Below are 15851 nucleotides of genomic sequence, written 5' to 3'. Positions count from 1 at the left end.
GGGTTCAGCCCTCGGCCTTGCGTTCCCGCTGCAGAATGACGGCGAGAATGATGATGACGCCCTGGATCGCCCCGTTCAGATAGGGGCTGACCCCGTCGGTCAGGTTCAGGATGTTGTCGATCAGGCTCAGGATCAGGACGCCGATCACCGTGCCCCAGACCCGGCCGAACCCGCCCTTCAACATCGTGCCGCCGATGATGACGGCCGCGATCGCCTCCAACTCCCACAACACGCCGGTGGAGGAGGACGCCGAGCCGAGGCGGGGCACGTACATGATCGTCGCGATGCCGACGAGCAGACCCAGGAACACGTAGGTCAGCATCCGCACGCGGTTCACGTCGACGCTCGAATACCGTGCCACCTGATCGTTGGAGCCGACCGCCGCGGCGTGCCGGCCGAAGGCGCCGCGGCGCATGATGGTCTCACCGGCGATGGCGACGAGCGCGAAGACGATGATCGGCCAGCTGATCCCGAGGATGCCGTTGTAGTAGATCGGCCGGATCACCGTCCGCATCCCGAAGTCGAGCGACAGCGTACCGCCATCGGCGAGCCAGGTGACGAGCGAACGGTAGATGCCCATCGTGCCGAGCGTCACGATGAAGGCCTCGATCCGCATCGTCGTGACGAGAAAGCCGTTGAGGAACCCCGCGAGCAGGCCCGCGAGGAGCGCCGCGCCCACGCCGACGCCGACGAGCGGCCAGCCCGGCCCCATCGTCGGCAGGAGGCCGTTCATCACCATGATCATCAGCCCGGCGATGAAGGCCGCCATCGAGCCGACGGAGAGGTCGAGCCCCCCTGCCGTGATGACGAAGGTCATGCCGACCGCGATGATGCCGATGAAGGCCGAGCGCGACAGGACGTTGGTCACGTTCGCCGCGCTCAGGAAGTTCGAGTTCATCGCCGCGCCGACGAGCACGAGGACGACGAGGGCTAGGATCGGGCCGAGGACATGCAGGTCGAGCTTCATGCCGCCCCCCGCATCCCGTCGAGCCCCATGGCGAGGCGCACGATCCGGTCCTCGCCGATCCCGTCACCCGTAAGCTCCCCCGCCACACGGCCCTGCCGCATGACGAGGACACGGTCGGCGAGGCCGATCACCTCCTGCATCTCCGAAGAGATGACGATGACGGACTTCCCGTCCGCGACCAGGGCGTGGATGAAGGCGTAGATCTGCTGCTTGGTCCCGATGTCGATGCCGCGCGTCGGCTCGTCGATGATGACGATTTCCGGATCGGCGAGCATGGTCTTGGCGAGGAGCAGCTTCTGCTGGTTGCCGCCCGACAGGTTGCCAACCTCCACCTTCCGGTGCGGGGCGCGGATGTCGAAATCGGCGATGGCCCGGTCGAGCGCACGGTCCTCGGCCCGTTCGTCGATCAGGAACGCGGTGAAGTCCGGCAGGCTCTGCAGCGTCAGGTTCTCGCGCATGCCCTTGGCGAGCAGCAGGCCGCGCGCCTTCCGGTCTTCCGTCAGGTAAGCCATCCCGGCTGCGAGCGCAGCGCGGGGGCGGTCGAAGCGGACCTGCTGACCGTGCATCTCGATCCGGCCGGTCGCGGTTCGCAGCCCGACCAGGCCCTCCATCGTCTCGGTCCGCCCCGACCCGATCAGGCCGGCGATCCCGAGGATCTCGCCGCGATGCAGGTCGAAGGAGACATCCGTCGCATGGCCTGGCACATTCAGGTCCCGCACGGCGAGGACGACCTCGTCACCCACCGGTCGCGTCCGGGCCGGGTAGAGGCTGGAGACGTCGCGGCCGACCATCGCCGTCGCCATGTCGTCCTCGCTCATCTCCGCCGTCGTGGCCTGCGCCACAACGCGGCCGTCGCGCATGACGGTCACCCGGTCGGAGATCCGCTTCACCTCGTCGAGCTTGTGCGACGTGAACAGGATCGCGACGCCCTCCGCACGGAGCCGGTCGACCTGCTCGAACAGCACCTCCGCCTCCCGCTCGGTCAGGACGGCGGTCGGCTCGTCCATCACCAGCACGCGCGCCTCGCGGCCCAGCGCCTTGGCGATCTCGACCATCTGCTTGTCGGGGTTGGAAATGTCGCGCACCCGCGCGTCGGGCGAGACCTTGCAGTTCAGCCGCTCCAGCAGCGCCTGCGTCCGCGCCCGCATCGCCCGCTTGTCGAGGAACGGGCCGCGCCTCAGCTCGTGGCCAAGAAAGACGTTCTGCTCGACCGTCAGCTGCTCGGCCAGATTGAACTCCTGGTGGATCAGCACGACGCCGCGCCCCTCCGCATCCTGCGAGCCGGCGAAGGTCGCGGGCACGTCGTCGAGCAGGACCTGCCCGGCGGTGGGCGCGAGGTAGCCCGACATGATCTTCATCGTCGTGGACTTGCCCGCCCCGTTCTCGCCGATCAGCGCATGCACCTCGCCCGGGTTCAGGACGAGGTCGACGTCGAACAGCACCTGCACGTCGCCGAAGCTGCGGTCGATGCCGGAGAGCGTCAGCTTCACAGCTCGACCCAGGCGGCGTTGCGCTTGGAGGAGCGGACGCAGGCGTCGATGAATTGCACGCCGCGCAGCCCGTCCTCGACGGTGGGCAGAAGGTGCTCCGGCGTCCGGCCCTCCCGGCGGGCCTCGATCAGGTCCGCCGCTTCCGTGTAGATATTGGCGAACCCCTCGAGGTAGCCCTCCGGGTGCCCCGCCGGAATGCGGCTGCCGCTGTCTTCGGTGAAGCCCGCGCCGCCTCGCGTCAGCTTGCGCTTCGGCTCGCCGAAGGGCGTGTGCCAGAGATAGCTCGGGTCCTCCTGCGCCCATTCGAGCCCGCCCAAGTCGCCGTAGACGCGCAGGCGCAGGCCGTTCTCGTTGCCCGGCGCGACCTGGCTGCACCAGAGCGTGCCCCGCGCGCCGCCCGCGTAGCGCAGCAGCATGTGGGCGTTGTCGTCCACGCGGCGCCCCTCGACGAAGCTCTGCAGGTCGGCGGCGAGGCTCTCGACCGCGAGCCCGCTCACGAACTCGGCGAGGTTGAAGGCGTGGGTTCCGATATCGCCGATCGACCCGCCCGCGCCGGAACGTTCGGGGTCGGTGCGCCACTCGGCCTGCTTGTTATCGCCCGACGCCTCGGCCGCCTCGGTCAGCCAGTCCTGCGCGTATTCGACCTGCACCAGCCGGACCTGGCCGATGGCGCCCTCGGCCACCATCCGGCGTGCCTGGCGGATCATCGGGTAGCCGGTGTAGTTGTGCGTCAGCACGAAGAGCGCATCGGACTTCTCCGCCGCCGCGACCATCTTCCTGGCGTCGGCCAGCGTCGAGGTCAGCGGCTTGTCGCAGATGACGTGGATGCCCCGGCGCAGGAACTCCCGTGCGGCGGGAAAGTGGACGTGGTTCGGCGTGACGATCGCCACCGCCTCGATCCCGTCGCGGAGCCGCGCCTCGCGTTTGGCCATCTCGGCGTAGTCGCTGTAGCTGCGCTTCGGGTCGATCCCGAGCTCACGCCCCGACGCCTCCGCCTTTTCAGGCGTCGAGCTCAACGCGCCCGCGACCAGCTCGAACCGGTCGTCGAGCCGGGAGGCGATGCGATGCACCCCGCCGATGAACGCGCCGGACCCGCCGCCGACCATGCCCAGACGGATGCGGCTCATCGGTCGAGACCCAGCATGGCGCGGTTGGCCGCGTCGTCGGTGCCGCCCGCGGCGAAGTCGTCGAAGGCCTGCGGCGTCACGCGGATGATGTGGTCGCGGACGAATTGCGCTCCCTCGCGCGCGCCGTCCTCGGGGTGCTTCAGGGCGCATTCCCATTCGACCACGGCCCAGCCGTCGAAATCGTTCGCCGCCATCTTGGAGAAGATCGCGCCGAAATCGACCTGTCCGTCCCCAAGCGACCGGAACCGTCCCGCGCGGTCGACCCAAGACTGGTAGCCGCCATAGACGCCCTGCCGACCGGTCGGATTGAACTCCGCGTCCTTGACGTGGAACATCCGGATGCGGTCGCGGTAGATGTCGATGTTGTCGAGATAGTCGAGGCATTGCAGCACGTAATGGCTCGGGTCGTAGAGCATGTTCGCCCGCGGGTGTTGATCCACACGGTCGAGGAACATCTCGAAGGTCACGCCATCGTGAAGATCCTCGCCGGGATGGATCTCGTAGCAGATGTCGACGCCGTTCTCCTCGGCGTGGTCGAGGATCGGGCGCCAGCGCGCCGCGAGCTCGTCGAAGGCCGCGTCGATCAGGCCCGCGGGCCGCTGCGGCCAGGGATAGACGTAGGGCCAGGCCAGCGCGCCGGAGAAGCTGGCGAGCTGGCCGATGCCCAGGTGGCGCGACGCGGTGATCGCCTTGCGCACCTGATCGACCGCCCATTCCTGCCGCGCCTTCGGATCGCCGTGGACGCTGGGATCGGCGAATCCGTCGAAGGCCACGTCGTAGGCCGGATGGACGGCGACGAGCTGGCCCTGCAGATGCGTCGAGAGCTCGGTCACCTCGACCCCGTTCTCGCGTGCCTGCCCGGCCCAGGTCTCGCAGTAATCCTTGCTTTCGGCAGCCTGCGCCAGATCGAAGAGCCGCGCGTCCCAGCTCGGGGCCTGCACGCCCTCGTAGCCGCAATCGGCCGCCCATTTCGTGATACCGTCCCACGTGTCGAACGGCGCCGTGTCGCCTGCGAACTGCGCCAGGAACAGGGCGGGGCCCTTGATCGTCTTCATCGCTATCCTCCCTCGGGCAGCGCGTCCCCTCCGACTCGCCGCCGATGTAATCGTTTACACGGGCGCTTCCGTCAGACAACCCTTATCCGGGGAGGAAGGGCCTATGACGCGAAAGCCAAGGATCGCCGACGTCGCGCAACTGGCCGGCGTGTCCACCGCGACGGTGAGCCGAGCTCTGTCGCATCCCGAGCGGGTCGAAGGGATTACCCGGTCGCGCGTGCTGGAGGCGGTCGCGGCGACCGGCTACCGCGTGAACGCCGCCGCGCGCGACCTGCGCTCGCGTCGGGCCCGCGCGATCACCCTGCTCGCGCCGAACCTCGCCAACACCTTCTTCAGCCGGATCGTCGCCGCGGTGCAGGACGTGGCCGGCTCGGCCGGGCTGGTGGTGCAGGTCTCGGATTCGCAGGTCGAGGCGGCGCGCCTAGCCGTGATCGGCTCCGACGGACGCACCGATGGCATCCTGCTGCTCGACGGGGCGGTGGATCCGGCCATCGTGGCGGGCTGGGCGGTGCCGGTCGTGATGGTCTGCGAGTGGCAGGAGGGCATGGACCTGTGCTGCTTCGGGACAGACAATATCGGCGGGATCGGGCAGGCGGTGGACCATCTCGCCGGGCTCGGCCACCGACGGATCGCCTATCTCGGCGGACCGGCCGGCAACGTCCTGAGCGCCGCACGGGCGGAGGGGTACGAGGCCGCGATGCGGCGGATCGGGCTGGCGGTGGCGGCGACGGACCGGCTGCCGGGCGACTTCACGATGCGAAGCGGGGCCGCGGCGGCGGGACGCTGGGCCGCGTCACCCGACCGGGCGACGGCCATGGTCTGCGCCTCCGACGAATCCGCGATCGGCTTCGTCAGCGAATGCGACCGAATGGGCATCGCCTGCCCGCGTGACGTGAGCGTGGTCGGCTTCGACGACATCGAGTTCTCGGACCGGTTCATCCCGCCGCTGACCACGGTGCATCAGCCGCGCGACCTGCTGGGCCGACGGGCCGCGACCCTGCTCGTCGAAGCGCTGACCGGGGGCGGGCCATTGCGGCCGGGGCGGCGGATGCTGCCGTCGCGGCTGATCGTGCGCGGCTCGACGGCGACGCCTAGCTGAAGGCGATCTGCGCCTTCATCGCGCGGCTGCGATCGCCGGCGGTCTCGAAGGCCTCGATCACATCCTCGACCGCAAAGCTGTGGGTGACGAAGGGTGTCACGTCGATCAGGCCCTTCTGCATCAGCGACACGCCGGCCGCGAACTCCGCGTGGAAGCGGAAGCTGCCGCGGAGCGACAGCTCCTTCGCGGTCAGCGCCTGCATCGGCACGGTCATGTCGCCGCCGAGGCCGAGCTGGACGATCGTGCCGCCCGGCCGCATCGCCGCGATCCCGGCGGCGAGCGCCGGCGCCGCGCCGGAACACTCGTAGAGCACGTCGAACGTTCCCTTCTCCGCCTCGTAGGCGGACAGGTCGCCGTCACGCATGTTCACGGTGACGTCCGCCCCGGCCGCTCGCGCCATCTCCAGCGTGAAGTCCGACAGGTCGGTCGCCACGACCAGATCCGCCCCCGCGCGCCGGGCGCAGAGGATCGAGAGGATGCCGATCGGGCCGCAACCGGTCACCAGCACCGAACGGCCGACCATCTCGCCGGCCTGACGCGTGGCGTGGAGGCAGACGGCGAGCGGCTCCGCCATCGCCGCTTCGGCGGGGCTCAGCCCGTCAGCCGGGACGCATTGGGCGGCGTCGGCGACGAGCATTTCGCGGAACGCGCCCTGAATGTGGGGGAAGGGCATGGCGGAACCGTAGAAGCGCATATGGAGGCACTGGTTGGGCATGCCTTCGAGGCAATACCGGCATTGCCCGCAGGGTCGCGACGGCGAGACCGCGACGAGCTGCCCGACCGTCAGACCCTCGACGCCCTCGCCCAGAGCGGCGACGTGGCCCGAGACCTCGTGCCCGAGCACCAGCGGCTCGCGCACGCGGATCGCCGTGCCGATCCCGCCATGCTGGTAATAATGCAGGTCCGAGCCGCAGATGCCGCCCGCCGCCATGCGCACCTGCACCTGGCCGGGGCCGGGCGTCTCGGCGGGACCCTCCTCGATCCGCAGGTCGCGTTCGCCGTGGATGACGATGGATCTCATGGGGGCGCCTCGCTAGGAAAAGGGTCCCTGTTCTTTGCAACCGAGGCTCCGCGATGTCCACGACGCTCTTCGATCTGACCGGCCGCCGAGCCCTCGTAACCGGGTCGAGCCAGGGGATCGGCTTTGCCCTCGCCCGGGGTCTGGCGGCGGCGGGCGCGCGCCTCGTGTTGAACGGGCGCGACGAGGCGAAGCTCGACCGGGCGGCGGCGGCCCTTCGCGGCGAGGGGGCGGAGGTCGAGACGCTGGCCTTCGACGCGACCGACCACGACGCGGTTCGCGCGGCCGTCGACGGATTCGAGGCGAACCGGGGCGCGATCGACATCCTCGTGAACAACGCGGGAATGCAGCACCGCACGACGCTCGAGGACTTTCCGGCCGACGCGTTCGAGCGCCTGCTCCAGACCAACGTCGCCAGCGTCTTCCATGTGGGTCAGGCCGTGGCGCGGCACATGATCGGACGCGGCGCGGGCAAGATCGTCAACATCTGCTCCGTCCAGACCGCGCTCGCCCGCCCCGGCATCGCGCCCTACACCGCGACGAAAGGGGCAGTGGCGAACCTGACGAAAGGCATGGCGACGGACTGGGCGAAGCACGGGCTGCAATGCAACGGGCTCGCCCCGGGCTATTTCGACACGCCGCTCAACAAGGCGCTGGTCGAGGACCCGGACTTCACCGATTGGCTGGCGAAGCGCACGCCTGCCGGGCGCTGGGGACAGGTGGAGGAGCTTGTCGGCGCCTGCATCTTCCTGTCGTCGGAGGCATCGAGCTTCGTCAACGGCACCGTGATCTACGTCGACGGCGGCATCACCGCGTCGCTTTAGCGCGGAACTGGCGCTGCCGGCCGGCGCGTTGTCGCGGCATGGACCTGCCCGACCTCATCTACTACCCGGACGACCGGCCCGGCATCACGCGGCGCCGTACCGGGCGCGGCTGGTCCTACAAGGGGCCGGACGGCACGACGATCGACGACGTGAAGGAGCGCGAGCGGCTCAATTCGCTGGCCGTGCCGCCCGCATACAAGGACGTCTGGATCAGCCCCCGCAAACGCGGCCACCTTCAGGCCACGGGCTACGACGACCGGACACGGAAGCAGTATCGCTACCACCCGCAATGGTCGGAATGGCGGGCGAACAAGAAGTACGAGGAACTGCCGGCCTTCGGCGCCGCGCTTCCCGCGTTGCGCCGTCGGATCGCCCGGGCCCTGGGCGGCGAGGCAGGGGACAAGGACTTCGCCATCGCCGCCGTACTGCGCCTGATCGACCGGGTCTCGATCCGCGTTGGCTCGGACAGTTACTACGCGGAGAACGGGACCGAGGGCGCGACGACGCTGAAGGCCCGCAATCTCAGACTGTCCGACAAGAAGGTGCGGCTCGACTGGACAGCGAAGGGCGGCAAGCGCGTGCGACGGCAATTGAGTGACCGGACGCTGATGCGGGCGCTGCACGATCTGGCCGACCTGCCGGGCGCACCGCTCTTCGAGTGGACGGTGGGCGACGAGGTCTACGCGGTGCATGCCGACCACGTGAACGACTGGCTGCGTGACGCGACCGGCGTCGAGAGCGCCACGGCCAAGACGTTCCGCACCTGGAACGGCTCGGTCGCCGCGCTGGAGGCGGCGTTGAAGGCCGGGGACCGGGTGACGATCAAGGCGATGTCGGAGGCCGCGGCCGAGACGCTGCACAACACGCCGACCATCGCGCGTAACAGCTACGTCCATCCGCAGGTCATCGCCTTGGCCGAGGAATGGCGCGAGATCGAGGCGCCGGAGGGTCCGGACGGGTTGCGGCAGGGTGAGCGGGCGCTGCTGTTCCTGCTGGATCAGGTCAGGTAGGGCAGGTCGCCCGCGAGGCCGATGCGGTTGAGCACCCAGTACGCCGCGATCGTCGCGATGAGGAGCGATCCGGGAAGTGCGACGCGCCGACGATACCAAGGCTTCTCGCCGAAGGGCAGGCCGAGCAGCAGGAACGCCACCGCGATCACGGTGAGTTGCCCGATCTCGACACCGACGTTGAACGAGACCAGCGAGGCGACGAAGTGGCTGCCCAGTCCGAACTCCGACAGGACGGAGGCGAAGCCCATCCCGTGCAGAAGGCCGAAGCCGAACACGACCGCCACCCGACCCCAGCCGATCCGGTCGCGTCCACCGGACCAGATGTTCTCGACCGCGACCCAGACGATGGAAAGCGCGATCAGCGCCTCCACGATCCACATCGTCGGCTGCACGATCCCGAGCGTGGCGAGCGCCAGCGTGACCGTATGTGCGACGGTGAAGGCCGAGATCTGCCACAGGAGCGGCCGCCAGTTCAGCGAATAAAAGAACAGGCCCAGCACGAAGAGGATGTGGTCGAGGCCCTTGGGAATGATGTGGTCGAAGCCGGAGACCACGTAGCGCAGCACGACCTGTCCGAGCGTCTGCGTGGCCACGCCCGTCCGCGGCATCGGCTCGGTCAGCGCGCCTGACGTGAGGTAGGCGTCGTAGCCCGCGCCCTCCCCATGCTGCCGCACGATGAGGTCGCCGAGCGCGGCGTCCCATCCGAAGATGACGGGATCGTCGCCGGATGGCAGGTCCGCCGCGATGGTCACCGCGCTGTCGCGACGGAATGCGACATCGCCGATATCGGGCACTTCGATGTCGACGATTTCCGGCGCTAGCGGCATGTCACCGGATCGCAGCGTGATCCCGGACGCGAGGCCGGCCCAGGCCGCCTCGAACTCGGCCGCGAGCGCTGCGGGGGGCAGGGCGCGAAGCTCGTCGTTCCGGCTTGCCTGCGGCGACGCATCGGTGTCGGAGACCTCCGACTGATCCACGCCGGCGATGATCGGCTCCAGCGCGGCCGTGATCTCGATCACGATGCGTTCGGCCCCGACCGTCACGTCGGAGATGGCCGGCTGCACCTCATGTGCCACGACCGTTCGCGGACCGGCGATTGACAGGACCGCAAGGAGCATCACCCTGATCGCCGACCGGAGGATTATCGCCATGTCCGTCACCTTGAAAGCCCTGTTCCTGGCGTCTTGCATCCTCGCCGGACCCCTGCAAGCGCATGAGTTCTGGATCGAGGCGGAGGACTATACCGTCGCGCCGGGGACACCCGTCGTCGCCACCTTCCGCAACGGACAGGAGCTTGCGGGCTCGGCGCTGAGCTGGCTGCCGGGGCGGTCCATCCGGTTCGACATGGTAGTGAACGGCGAGGTGCAGGCGGTGCCCGTCCGCATCGGCGACAATCCGGCTTTCGATGTGGACGACCTGCCGGCAGGGCTGCTGACCATCGTGCACGAGACGAGCGACCAGTTCGTCACCTACGCGGCCTGGGACGCCTGGGTCCGGTTCACCGAGCACAAGGGTTTCCCCGTCGCACAGCAAGGGCATCTCGACCGGGGCCTGCCCGAAACGGGTTTCCGCGAGAGCTATCGTCGCTTCGCCAAGGCGCTGGTCGCCGTGGGCCACGGGGCCGGGGTGGATGAGGAACGCGGGCTCGCAGTCGAGTTCGTGGCCGAGGCGAACCCCTACACCGACGACCTCTCGGACGGGCTGCCGGTGCGGCTTTTCTACGGCGGCGCGCCGCGGGCGGACGCGCAGGTCGAGATGTTCGCCAAGGATGCAACAGGTGCCGTGACGATCACCTATCACCGGACGGATATGGAGGGCCGCGCCATCCTGCCGGTCGTGCCTGGGACGGAGTACCTGCTCGACCATGTCGAGATCCTGCCGATGGAACCGGAACGGGACGGCGACGCGGTGTGGCGCACGCTCTGGGCCGCGTTGACCTTCGCCACTCCCGAGGCGTAAGCGATCCGGACAGAGACCGGAGGACATCATGGACAAGTTCGAGACCATCACCGGCGTGGCGGCGCCGCTGCCGCTGATCAACGTCGACACCGACATGATCATCCCCAAGCAGTTCCTGAAGACGATCAAGCGCTCGGGACTGGGTGTGAACCTCTTCGACGAGATGCGCTACCGCGACGACGGATCGGAGGACCCGGACTTCGTGCTGAACAAGCCGGCCTACCGCAACGCGCAGATCATCGTCGCCGGCGACAATTTCGGCTGCGGCTCCTCGCGCGAGCACGCGCCCTGGGCACTGCTGGACTTCGGCATCCGTGCCGTGATCGCGCCGAGCTATGCGGACATCTTCTACAACAACTGCTTCAAGAACGGCATCCTGCCCATCGTCCTTCCGCAGGAGCAGGTGGATGCGCTGATGGACGACGCGAAGAACGGCGAGAACGCCCGGATCACCGTCGATCTGGAGAACCAGACCGTAACCGGCACCGACGGCACCGCCTATGCGTTCGAGGTCGACAGCTTCAAGAAGCACTGCCTTCTCAACGGGCTCGACGATATCGGGCTGACGATGGAGAAGGCCGCCGCGATCGACGCCTTCGAAGGCCGCGCCGCGCAGGACCGCCCCTGGGTCTGACGCCACACGGCGCAGAGTAATCTGCGAAATCCGCAGACACTTCGCGTGATCGCGGGGGTCTGCGGCATTCCGAGCACATAAAACCGGCCAAGCGTTTTTGTTGCCGGTCAGAGACTTGCTGGCCGAACTTAAACAAGGCAAGTTGATGGCAACAATGAGGCAGTCGCCCCGAGGCGGGCATCAACGATCAGAGGCCCCGGCATAAGGGACCCGATCCGGCAAGGAACGGCAGGTTGTGACTCGGCAACTCCCCGGTGCATGTCTTCGTGCGCTTCTCGTGGCGGTGATGGTGCTTGCGCCATCGCTCCTGTTGCCGGGTACGACGGACATCTCCGAGATCACGATCCTCGCCGCCCTCGCGGCTGCGGCGCTCGTCCTGTCGGAATACGCCGCCGTGGCGCCGAACCTCCTCGAGTTCCGGGGCGCCCCCCCCTACAACCGCATTCGCTTCGCGATCCTGCTCGTGACGCTGACGCTGATCGCCATCGCCCTGAGCGGGGGTACGAACGGCTCTGTGCTGCAACGGCTGGTCCTGGCCGTCGGCATCCTTCTGGGCGGCGCCACGGACTTCGTGCTCAGCCCGATCTGGCTGATCCTGCGGCTGATGCCGGCGGAGGCCACGCCGGTGCAGGTGCAGACCGTGCGGGCGGCAGCCGGGCTCGCCTACCTCGTCGGTCTCGTCGGGCTGACCGTCTTCGCCATCGTCATCCGCATCCTCGGCTGGCCGGCGCGGGGCGACGCGCTCAATATCTGGATCAACCTGCCGACCATCGATCCGAACGCCCGCGGGGACGTGGTGGTGCGGCTTCGGCGCGCGGGGGCGGTTAACATTTCGTTAGGCCTGCTCGCGCCATACCTGATGCCGCCGCTGGCGCTGGTGATCGCCCAGGCCTTCGGCCTGTCGATGCTGCGGAGCGATCTGATGCTCGTCTGGGTGATGTCGCTATGGGCCTTCCTTCCCGTCTCCCTGTTCCTGCGCGGGATCGCGCTGCGCCGGCTCGCGCTGACCATCGCGCTGCGCCGGCGACATCTCGAGGCCGACGCCGATCCTGGCTTCCTGCCGGCCTGACCGGGCTCCTCGCAATCTGCGCGGGACTGCCGGGGCAGGCGGAGACGCTCCGGATCGCGACCTACGACTGCGGGCTGGGACGGAAGGGTCCGGGCGTCATGCTGCGCGATCTCGTCACCGGGGACGAGCAGGCGGAGGCCGCCCTGGCCGTCATCGCCGCCGCCGGGGCGGACATCCTGCTCCTCCTCGACGTGGATTGGGACTACGAGGGTCGGGGTCTCGCCGTCCTTGTCGAGGCGCTGGCCGAGCGCGGCGCGTCCTACCCCTACGCGGTCGCGCTGCGACCCAATTCGGGCACGCCCTCGGGGATCGACCTCGACGGCGATGGCGACGCCCACGGTCCGCGGGATGCGCTGGGCTACGGCTGGTTCACCGGCGACAGCGGCTTGGCGCTTCTGTCGAACCAGCCTCTGGGGACGCCGCAGGACCATTCAGGCGTGCTCTGGTCGGCGCGATCCGATACCGTTCGCGTGTTGCCGGAGGCGGCCCGGAGCGTGGTCCCGCTCGCGACGACCGCGCAATGGACGGTGCCCGTAACGTTGGGCACGACCGAGATCACGCTGGTGACGATGGCGGCCAGCACCCCGGTCTTCGACGGCCCCGAGGATCGGAACGGTCTGCGCAACCGCGACGAGATCGGATTCGTCGCGGATCTGGCGTCCGAGGCGGACATGCCGCTGGTCCTCGGTCGCGCCAATCTCGACCCCGAACGGGGCGAAGGGATCCGCGAGGCGATCGATGCCCTCCTGGCGCATCCCGACCTGCAGGACCCGATCCCCGCCGCGCCGGATGGCGGGACGGAAACCGCGATGTGGGAGAGCGTGGGGCCGATGCGGGTCGATTACGTCCTGCCGCCGCGCGCGCTCGACGTGACCGGCGCCGGTGTCCTGCGGCCGGGTCCCGACGACCCGCTCGCCGAGGCGGCCGAGGATGCGGGTAGCGGCCGGCTCGTCTGGGTCGACGTCACGGTTCCTTGACGGCATCCGGGCGGGGGACTACCCCGACGGCGTTTATACCGAAAGGCTTTGCGATATGGCGACCCCCTCCCTTCTGATCCTGCCGGGTGACGGCATCGGCCCCGAAGTGATGGCGGAGGTGCGCCGGGTGATCGACTGGTTCGGCGCCAACCGCGACCTGGCTTTCGACGTCAGCGAGGATCTGGTCGGTGGTGCCGCCTATGACGCGCACGGGGCGCCACTCTCGGATGCGACGATGGCGAAGGCGCAGGAAGCGGACGCGGTCCTACTTGGCGCGGTCGGCGGACCGGCCTACGACAAGCTCGACTTCTCGGTGAAACCCGAGCGCGGACTGCTTCGGCTGCGCAAGGAGATGGACCTATTCGCGAATCTGCGCCCGGCGCAGTGCTTCGACGCGCTCGCGGACTTCTCCTCGCTCAAGCGCGACGTCGTCGCCGGGCTCGATATCATGATCGTGCGCGAACTGACGAGCGGCGTCTATTTCGGCGAGCCGCGGGGCATCGTGAAGGAGGGCAACGAGCGCGTCGGCATCAACACGCAGCGCTATACCGAATCCGAGATCGCCCGCGTCGCCCGCTCCGCATTCGAGCTGGCGCGGAAGCGGTCGAACAAGGTCTGCTCGATGGAAAAGGCCAACGTGATGGAATCCGGGGTGCTGTGGCGCGACGTGGTGCAGGAGATCCACGACGACGAATACCCGGATGTCGAGCTCAGCCACATGTACGCCGATGCCGGCGCGATGCAGCTCACCCGCTGGCCCAAGCAGTTCGACGTGATCGTCACCGACAACCTCTTCGGCGACATGCTCTCCGACCTCGCGGCGATGCTGACCGGCTCGCTTGGCATGCTGCCGTCGGCGAGCCTCGGCCTGCCCATGGCGAACGGTCGACCGAAGGCGCTCTACGAACCCGTCCACGGCTCCGCGCCCGACATCGCGGGGCAGGGCCTCGCCAACCCGATCGCCTGCATCCTCAGTTTCGCGATGGCGCTGCGCTACTCCTTCGGTGAGGGCGCGGCGGCCGACCTTCTCGAGGGTGCGGTGCAGGATGTGCTGGCGCAAGGGCACCGCACGGCGGACCTGATGGGCCCGGAGGGCGGCACGCCGATCTCCACCACCCAGATGGGCGACGCGATCTTGGCCGCGCTCGACGCCGCGGCCTGACACCCGGACGGCGGCCCGTCGGGGGAGGGGTACGCCAAGCGATTGGAGACGGCGATGCCGGAACGAACCTCCCCCCTGTCCGGCATCCTCATGGGACTGGTCGCCTACGGGTTCTTCTCGACCCACGACATCGCCATCAAGATGCTGGGCGACCGCTACGCCGTCGTCCAGATCGTCTTCTTCGGCGTCATCCTGTCCTTCCCGCTCGTCATCTTCATGCTCCTGCGCGACGACGAGGCTCGTACGCTGAAGCCGGTCCATCCCTGGTGGAGCGCGATCCGCACGCTGTCGGCCGTCATCACCGGCGCGAGCGCCTTCTACGCCTTCTCCGTCCTGCCGCTGGCGCAGGTCTATGCAATCATCTTCGCCGCGCCGCTCATCATCACCGTCCTGTCGATCCCGATCCTGGGCGAGAGCGTCGGGCCGCATCGCTGGGGGGCGGTGATCTGCGGGCTTCTCGGCGTGCTCGTGGTGCTGCGGCCGGGGAACGTGGAACTGGAGCCCGGTCATGCCGCGGCGCTCACCGCGGCGGCCTGCAGCGCGCTTTCCTCCGTCATCGTGCGCAAGATCGGGCGGGAGGAGCGCGCGGCCGTCCTGCTGCTTTATCCGATGATGGCGAACTTCGTCTTGATGGGCATCCTGCTGCCCTTCGTGTACCGGCCGGTTCCGCTGGTCGATCTCGGCCTCTGGGCGATGATGGCGGGGCTCGCCTTCGGCGCCGGTCTCGCGTTGATCGAGGCGTATCGCCGGACGGAGGCCGTACTCGTCGCGCCAATGCAATACAGCCAGATCCTGTGGGCCGCGCTCTATGGCTGGCTCATATTCGATGAGACGATCGACGGCGGAACGGGGCTCGGCGCGGCGATCATCATCGCGAGCGGCCTCTACATCGTCTTCCGCGAGGGGCGCGGCAGATCGGAGAACGCGCCCGTCCTGCGCACGAGGTCGCGACCGGAGACGGGGACGACGCCGCGGATCGGGCGGATGCTCTCGGCCGAGGAGCGCGCGGTGCCGATGCGTTACCTGAGGTCCGGACATTAGCGTCGTTGCGGCATCTTCGACCCGTCGGGGCAAAGCGCCTGAGAAACGCGCGAAAGTTGGTGATGCCCTGAGGGGCGGCATATCGTGGCGGTGTTCAGACGCTGTCAATTCTCAGCCGAGAAAGGGATATGCCACATGTCGGACGATACCATCGTGGAGCGGCCCGATCCATCCACTGCCGACAGGCGATTGCGCTCCGATCCATTCACCAACGTCCTGGGCGATGGCGCGCGCAAGCTGATCGAACAGGCGATCCATGCGGAGTTGACCGCGCTGATGGCCTCCTTCTCGGGGGAAAAGCTCGACGACGGTCGCGCGCGGCTGATGCGCCATGGTCATCTACAGAGCCCCCTCTCGGCATCTTTTCCCATGGAAAAGAGCCTGCCGGTCCACGGGACGCGAGGTGCTGCTCGATCTCA

The 15851-nt window shown here is 68.5% G+C and carries 15 protein-coding genes and 1 pseudogene; 10 read left to right on the top strand and 6 right to left on the bottom strand.

What is annotated here, in order from left to right:
* Nucleotides 1-4: 4 nt before the first annotated feature.
* The 4 genes from Q1A87_RS13340 to Q1A87_RS13325 are packed head-to-tail and all read right to left on the bottom strand — an operon-like array spanning nt 5 to nt 4639.
* Complete coding sequence (locus Q1A87_RS13340; RefSeq protein WP_299652140.1) at nt 5-967, bottom strand: ABC transporter permease; 963 nt, start codon at nt 965-967, stop codon at nt 5-7.
* Nucleotides 964-2457, bottom strand: coding sequence for a sugar ABC transporter ATP-binding protein (locus tag Q1A87_RS13335; RefSeq protein WP_299652138.1), 1494 nt, complete (start codon nt 2455-2457; stop codon nt 964-966). Before Q1A87_RS13335 ends, Q1A87_RS13340 begins: the two co-directional genes overlap by 4 nt.
* On the bottom strand, nt 2454-3584 hold the full coding sequence (locus Q1A87_RS13330) for a Gfo/Idh/MocA family oxidoreductase (protein ID WP_299652136.1): 1131 nt from the start codon (nt 3582-3584) through the stop codon (nt 2454-2456). Before Q1A87_RS13330 ends, Q1A87_RS13335 begins: the two co-directional genes overlap by 4 nt.
* Nucleotides 3581-4639 (bottom strand): sugar phosphate isomerase/epimerase family protein, encoded by a 1059-nt coding sequence (locus Q1A87_RS13325; RefSeq protein WP_299652134.1) that lies wholly within the window; start codon nt 4637-4639, stop codon nt 3581-3583. Before Q1A87_RS13325 ends, Q1A87_RS13330 begins: the two co-directional genes overlap by 4 nt.
* A 103-nt stretch (nt 4640-4742) precedes the next feature.
* On the opposite strand from Q1A87_RS13325, the gene Q1A87_RS13320 reads away from it, so the two are divergent.
* On the top strand, nt 4743-5738 hold the full coding sequence (locus Q1A87_RS13320; RefSeq protein ID WP_299652132.1) for a LacI family DNA-binding transcriptional regulator: 996 nt from the start codon (nt 4743-4745) through the stop codon (nt 5736-5738).
* Here Q1A87_RS13320 and Q1A87_RS13315 read toward each other — a convergent pair.
* Complete coding sequence (locus Q1A87_RS13315; protein ID WP_299652130.1) at nt 5731-6759, bottom strand: L-idonate 5-dehydrogenase; 1029 nt, start codon at nt 6757-6759, stop codon at nt 5731-5733. The two genes, Q1A87_RS13320 and Q1A87_RS13315, sit on opposite strands and share 8 nt — an antisense overlap.
* 53 nt (nt 6760-6812) lie before the next feature.
* Here Q1A87_RS13315 and Q1A87_RS13310 point away from each other — a divergent pair, with 53 nt between their 5' ends.
* Both Q1A87_RS13310 and Q1A87_RS13305 read left to right on the top strand, forming a co-directional pair.
* The gene (locus Q1A87_RS13310) at nt 6813-7580 is read left to right on the top strand and encodes an SDR family oxidoreductase (RefSeq protein ID WP_299652128.1); all 768 of its coding nucleotides are present in this window, start codon (nt 6813-6815) and stop codon (nt 7578-7580) included.
* Nucleotides 7581-7618: 38 nt separating this feature from the next.
* Complete coding sequence (locus tag Q1A87_RS13305; RefSeq protein WP_299652126.1) at nt 7619-8590, top strand: DNA topoisomerase IB; 972 nt, start codon at nt 7619-7621, stop codon at nt 8588-8590.
* On the opposite strand, the gene Q1A87_RS13300 is transcribed toward Q1A87_RS13305, so the two are convergent.
* The gene (locus Q1A87_RS13300) at nt 8578-9741 is read right to left on the bottom strand and encodes a HupE/UreJ family protein (RefSeq protein ID WP_299652124.1); all 1164 of its coding nucleotides are present in this window, start codon (nt 9739-9741) and stop codon (nt 8578-8580) included. The genes Q1A87_RS13305 and Q1A87_RS13300 overlap by 13 nt on opposite strands.
* Here Q1A87_RS13300 and Q1A87_RS13295 point away from each other — a divergent pair.
* The 7 genes and pseudogenes from Q1A87_RS13295 to Q1A87_RS13265 all read left to right on the top strand — a co-directional run.
* Entirely contained in the window at nt 9740-10549 is an 810-nt protein-coding gene (locus tag Q1A87_RS13295) for a DUF4198 domain-containing protein (protein ID WP_299652122.1), read from the top strand. The two genes, Q1A87_RS13300 and Q1A87_RS13295, sit on opposite strands and share 2 nt — an antisense overlap.
* A 28-nt stretch (nt 10550-10577) precedes the next feature.
* On the top strand, nt 10578-11183 hold the full coding sequence (gene leuD / locus Q1A87_RS13290; protein ID WP_299652120.1) for a 3-isopropylmalate dehydratase small subunit: 606 nt from the start codon (nt 10578-10580) through the stop codon (nt 11181-11183).
* Between the two features lie 235 nt (nt 11184-11418).
* Nucleotides 11419-12252, top strand: a complete 834-nt coding sequence (locus Q1A87_RS13285; protein WP_299652119.1) for a hypothetical protein — start codon at nt 11419-11421, stop codon at nt 12250-12252.
* Nucleotides 12253-12350: 98 nt separating this feature from the next.
* Complete coding sequence (locus Q1A87_RS13280) at nt 12351-13229, top strand: endonuclease/exonuclease/phosphatase family protein (protein ID WP_299652117.1); 879 nt, start codon at nt 12351-12353, stop codon at nt 13227-13229.
* A gap of 55 nt (nt 13230-13284) precedes the next feature.
* Entirely contained in the window at nt 13285-14391 is a 1107-nt protein-coding gene (leuB, locus tag Q1A87_RS13275; protein WP_299652115.1) for a 3-isopropylmalate dehydrogenase, read from the top strand.
* 54 nt (nt 14392-14445) lie between these two features.
* Entirely contained in the window at nt 14446-15432 is a 987-nt protein-coding gene (locus tag Q1A87_RS13270) for a DMT family transporter (protein WP_299652113.1), read from the top strand.
* 135 nt (nt 15433-15567) lie between these two features.
* A pseudogene (locus Q1A87_RS13265) lies at nt 15568-15851 on the top strand (IS256 family transposase); the annotation flags it as partial.

The organism is uncultured Jannaschia sp. (assembly GCF_947494055.1).
Classification (GTDB): Bacteria; Pseudomonadota; Alphaproteobacteria; order Rhodobacterales; family Rhodobacteraceae; genus Jannaschia.
Note: the sequence above shows the minus strand (reverse complement) of the source record. Positions and strands in the feature narration are given on the sequence as shown.

Coding starts and splice junctions, on each gene's coding strand:
- Q1A87_RS13340 (WP_299652140.1), bottom strand. CDS start 967: ATGAAGCTCGACCTGCATGTCCTCGGCCCGATCCTAGCCCTCGTCGTC.
- Q1A87_RS13330 (WP_299652136.1), bottom strand. CDS start 3,584: ATGAGCCGCATCCGTCTGGGCATGGTCGGCGGCGGGTCCGGCGCGTTC.
- Q1A87_RS13325 (WP_299652134.1), bottom strand. CDS start 4,639: ATGAAGACGATCAAGGGCCCCGCCCTGTTCCTGGCGCAGTTCGCAGGC.
- Q1A87_RS13320 (WP_299652132.1), top strand. CDS start 4,743: ATGACGCGAAAGCCAAGGATCGCCGACGTCGCGCAACTGGCCGGCGTG.
- Q1A87_RS13315 (WP_299652130.1), bottom strand. CDS start 6,759: ATGAGATCCATCGTCATCCACGGCGAACGCGACCTGCGGATCGAGGAG.
- Q1A87_RS13310 (WP_299652128.1), top strand. CDS start 6,813: ATGTCCACGACGCTCTTCGATCTGACCGGCCGCCGAGCCCTCGTAACC.
- Q1A87_RS13305 (WP_299652126.1), top strand. CDS start 7,619: ATGGACCTGCCCGACCTCATCTACTACCCGGACGACCGGCCCGGCATC.
- Q1A87_RS13295 (WP_299652122.1), top strand. CDS start 9,740: ATGTCCGTCACCTTGAAAGCCCTGTTCCTGGCGTCTTGCATCCTCGCC.
- Q1A87_RS13300 (WP_299652124.1), bottom strand. CDS start 9,741: ATGGCGATAATCCTCCGGTCGGCGATCAGGGTGATGCTCCTTGCGGTC.
- leuD (WP_299652120.1), top strand. CDS start 10,578: ATGGACAAGTTCGAGACCATCACCGGCGTGGCGGCGCCGCTGCCGCTG.
- Q1A87_RS13280 (WP_299652117.1), top strand. CDS start 12,351: ATGCTGCGCGATCTCGTCACCGGGGACGAGCAGGCGGAGGCCGCCCTG.
- leuB (WP_299652115.1), top strand. CDS start 13,285: ATGGCGACCCCCTCCCTTCTGATCCTGCCGGGTGACGGCATCGGCCCC.
- Q1A87_RS13270 (WP_299652113.1), top strand. CDS start 14,446: ATGCCGGAACGAACCTCCCCCCTGTCCGGCATCCTCATGGGACTGGTC.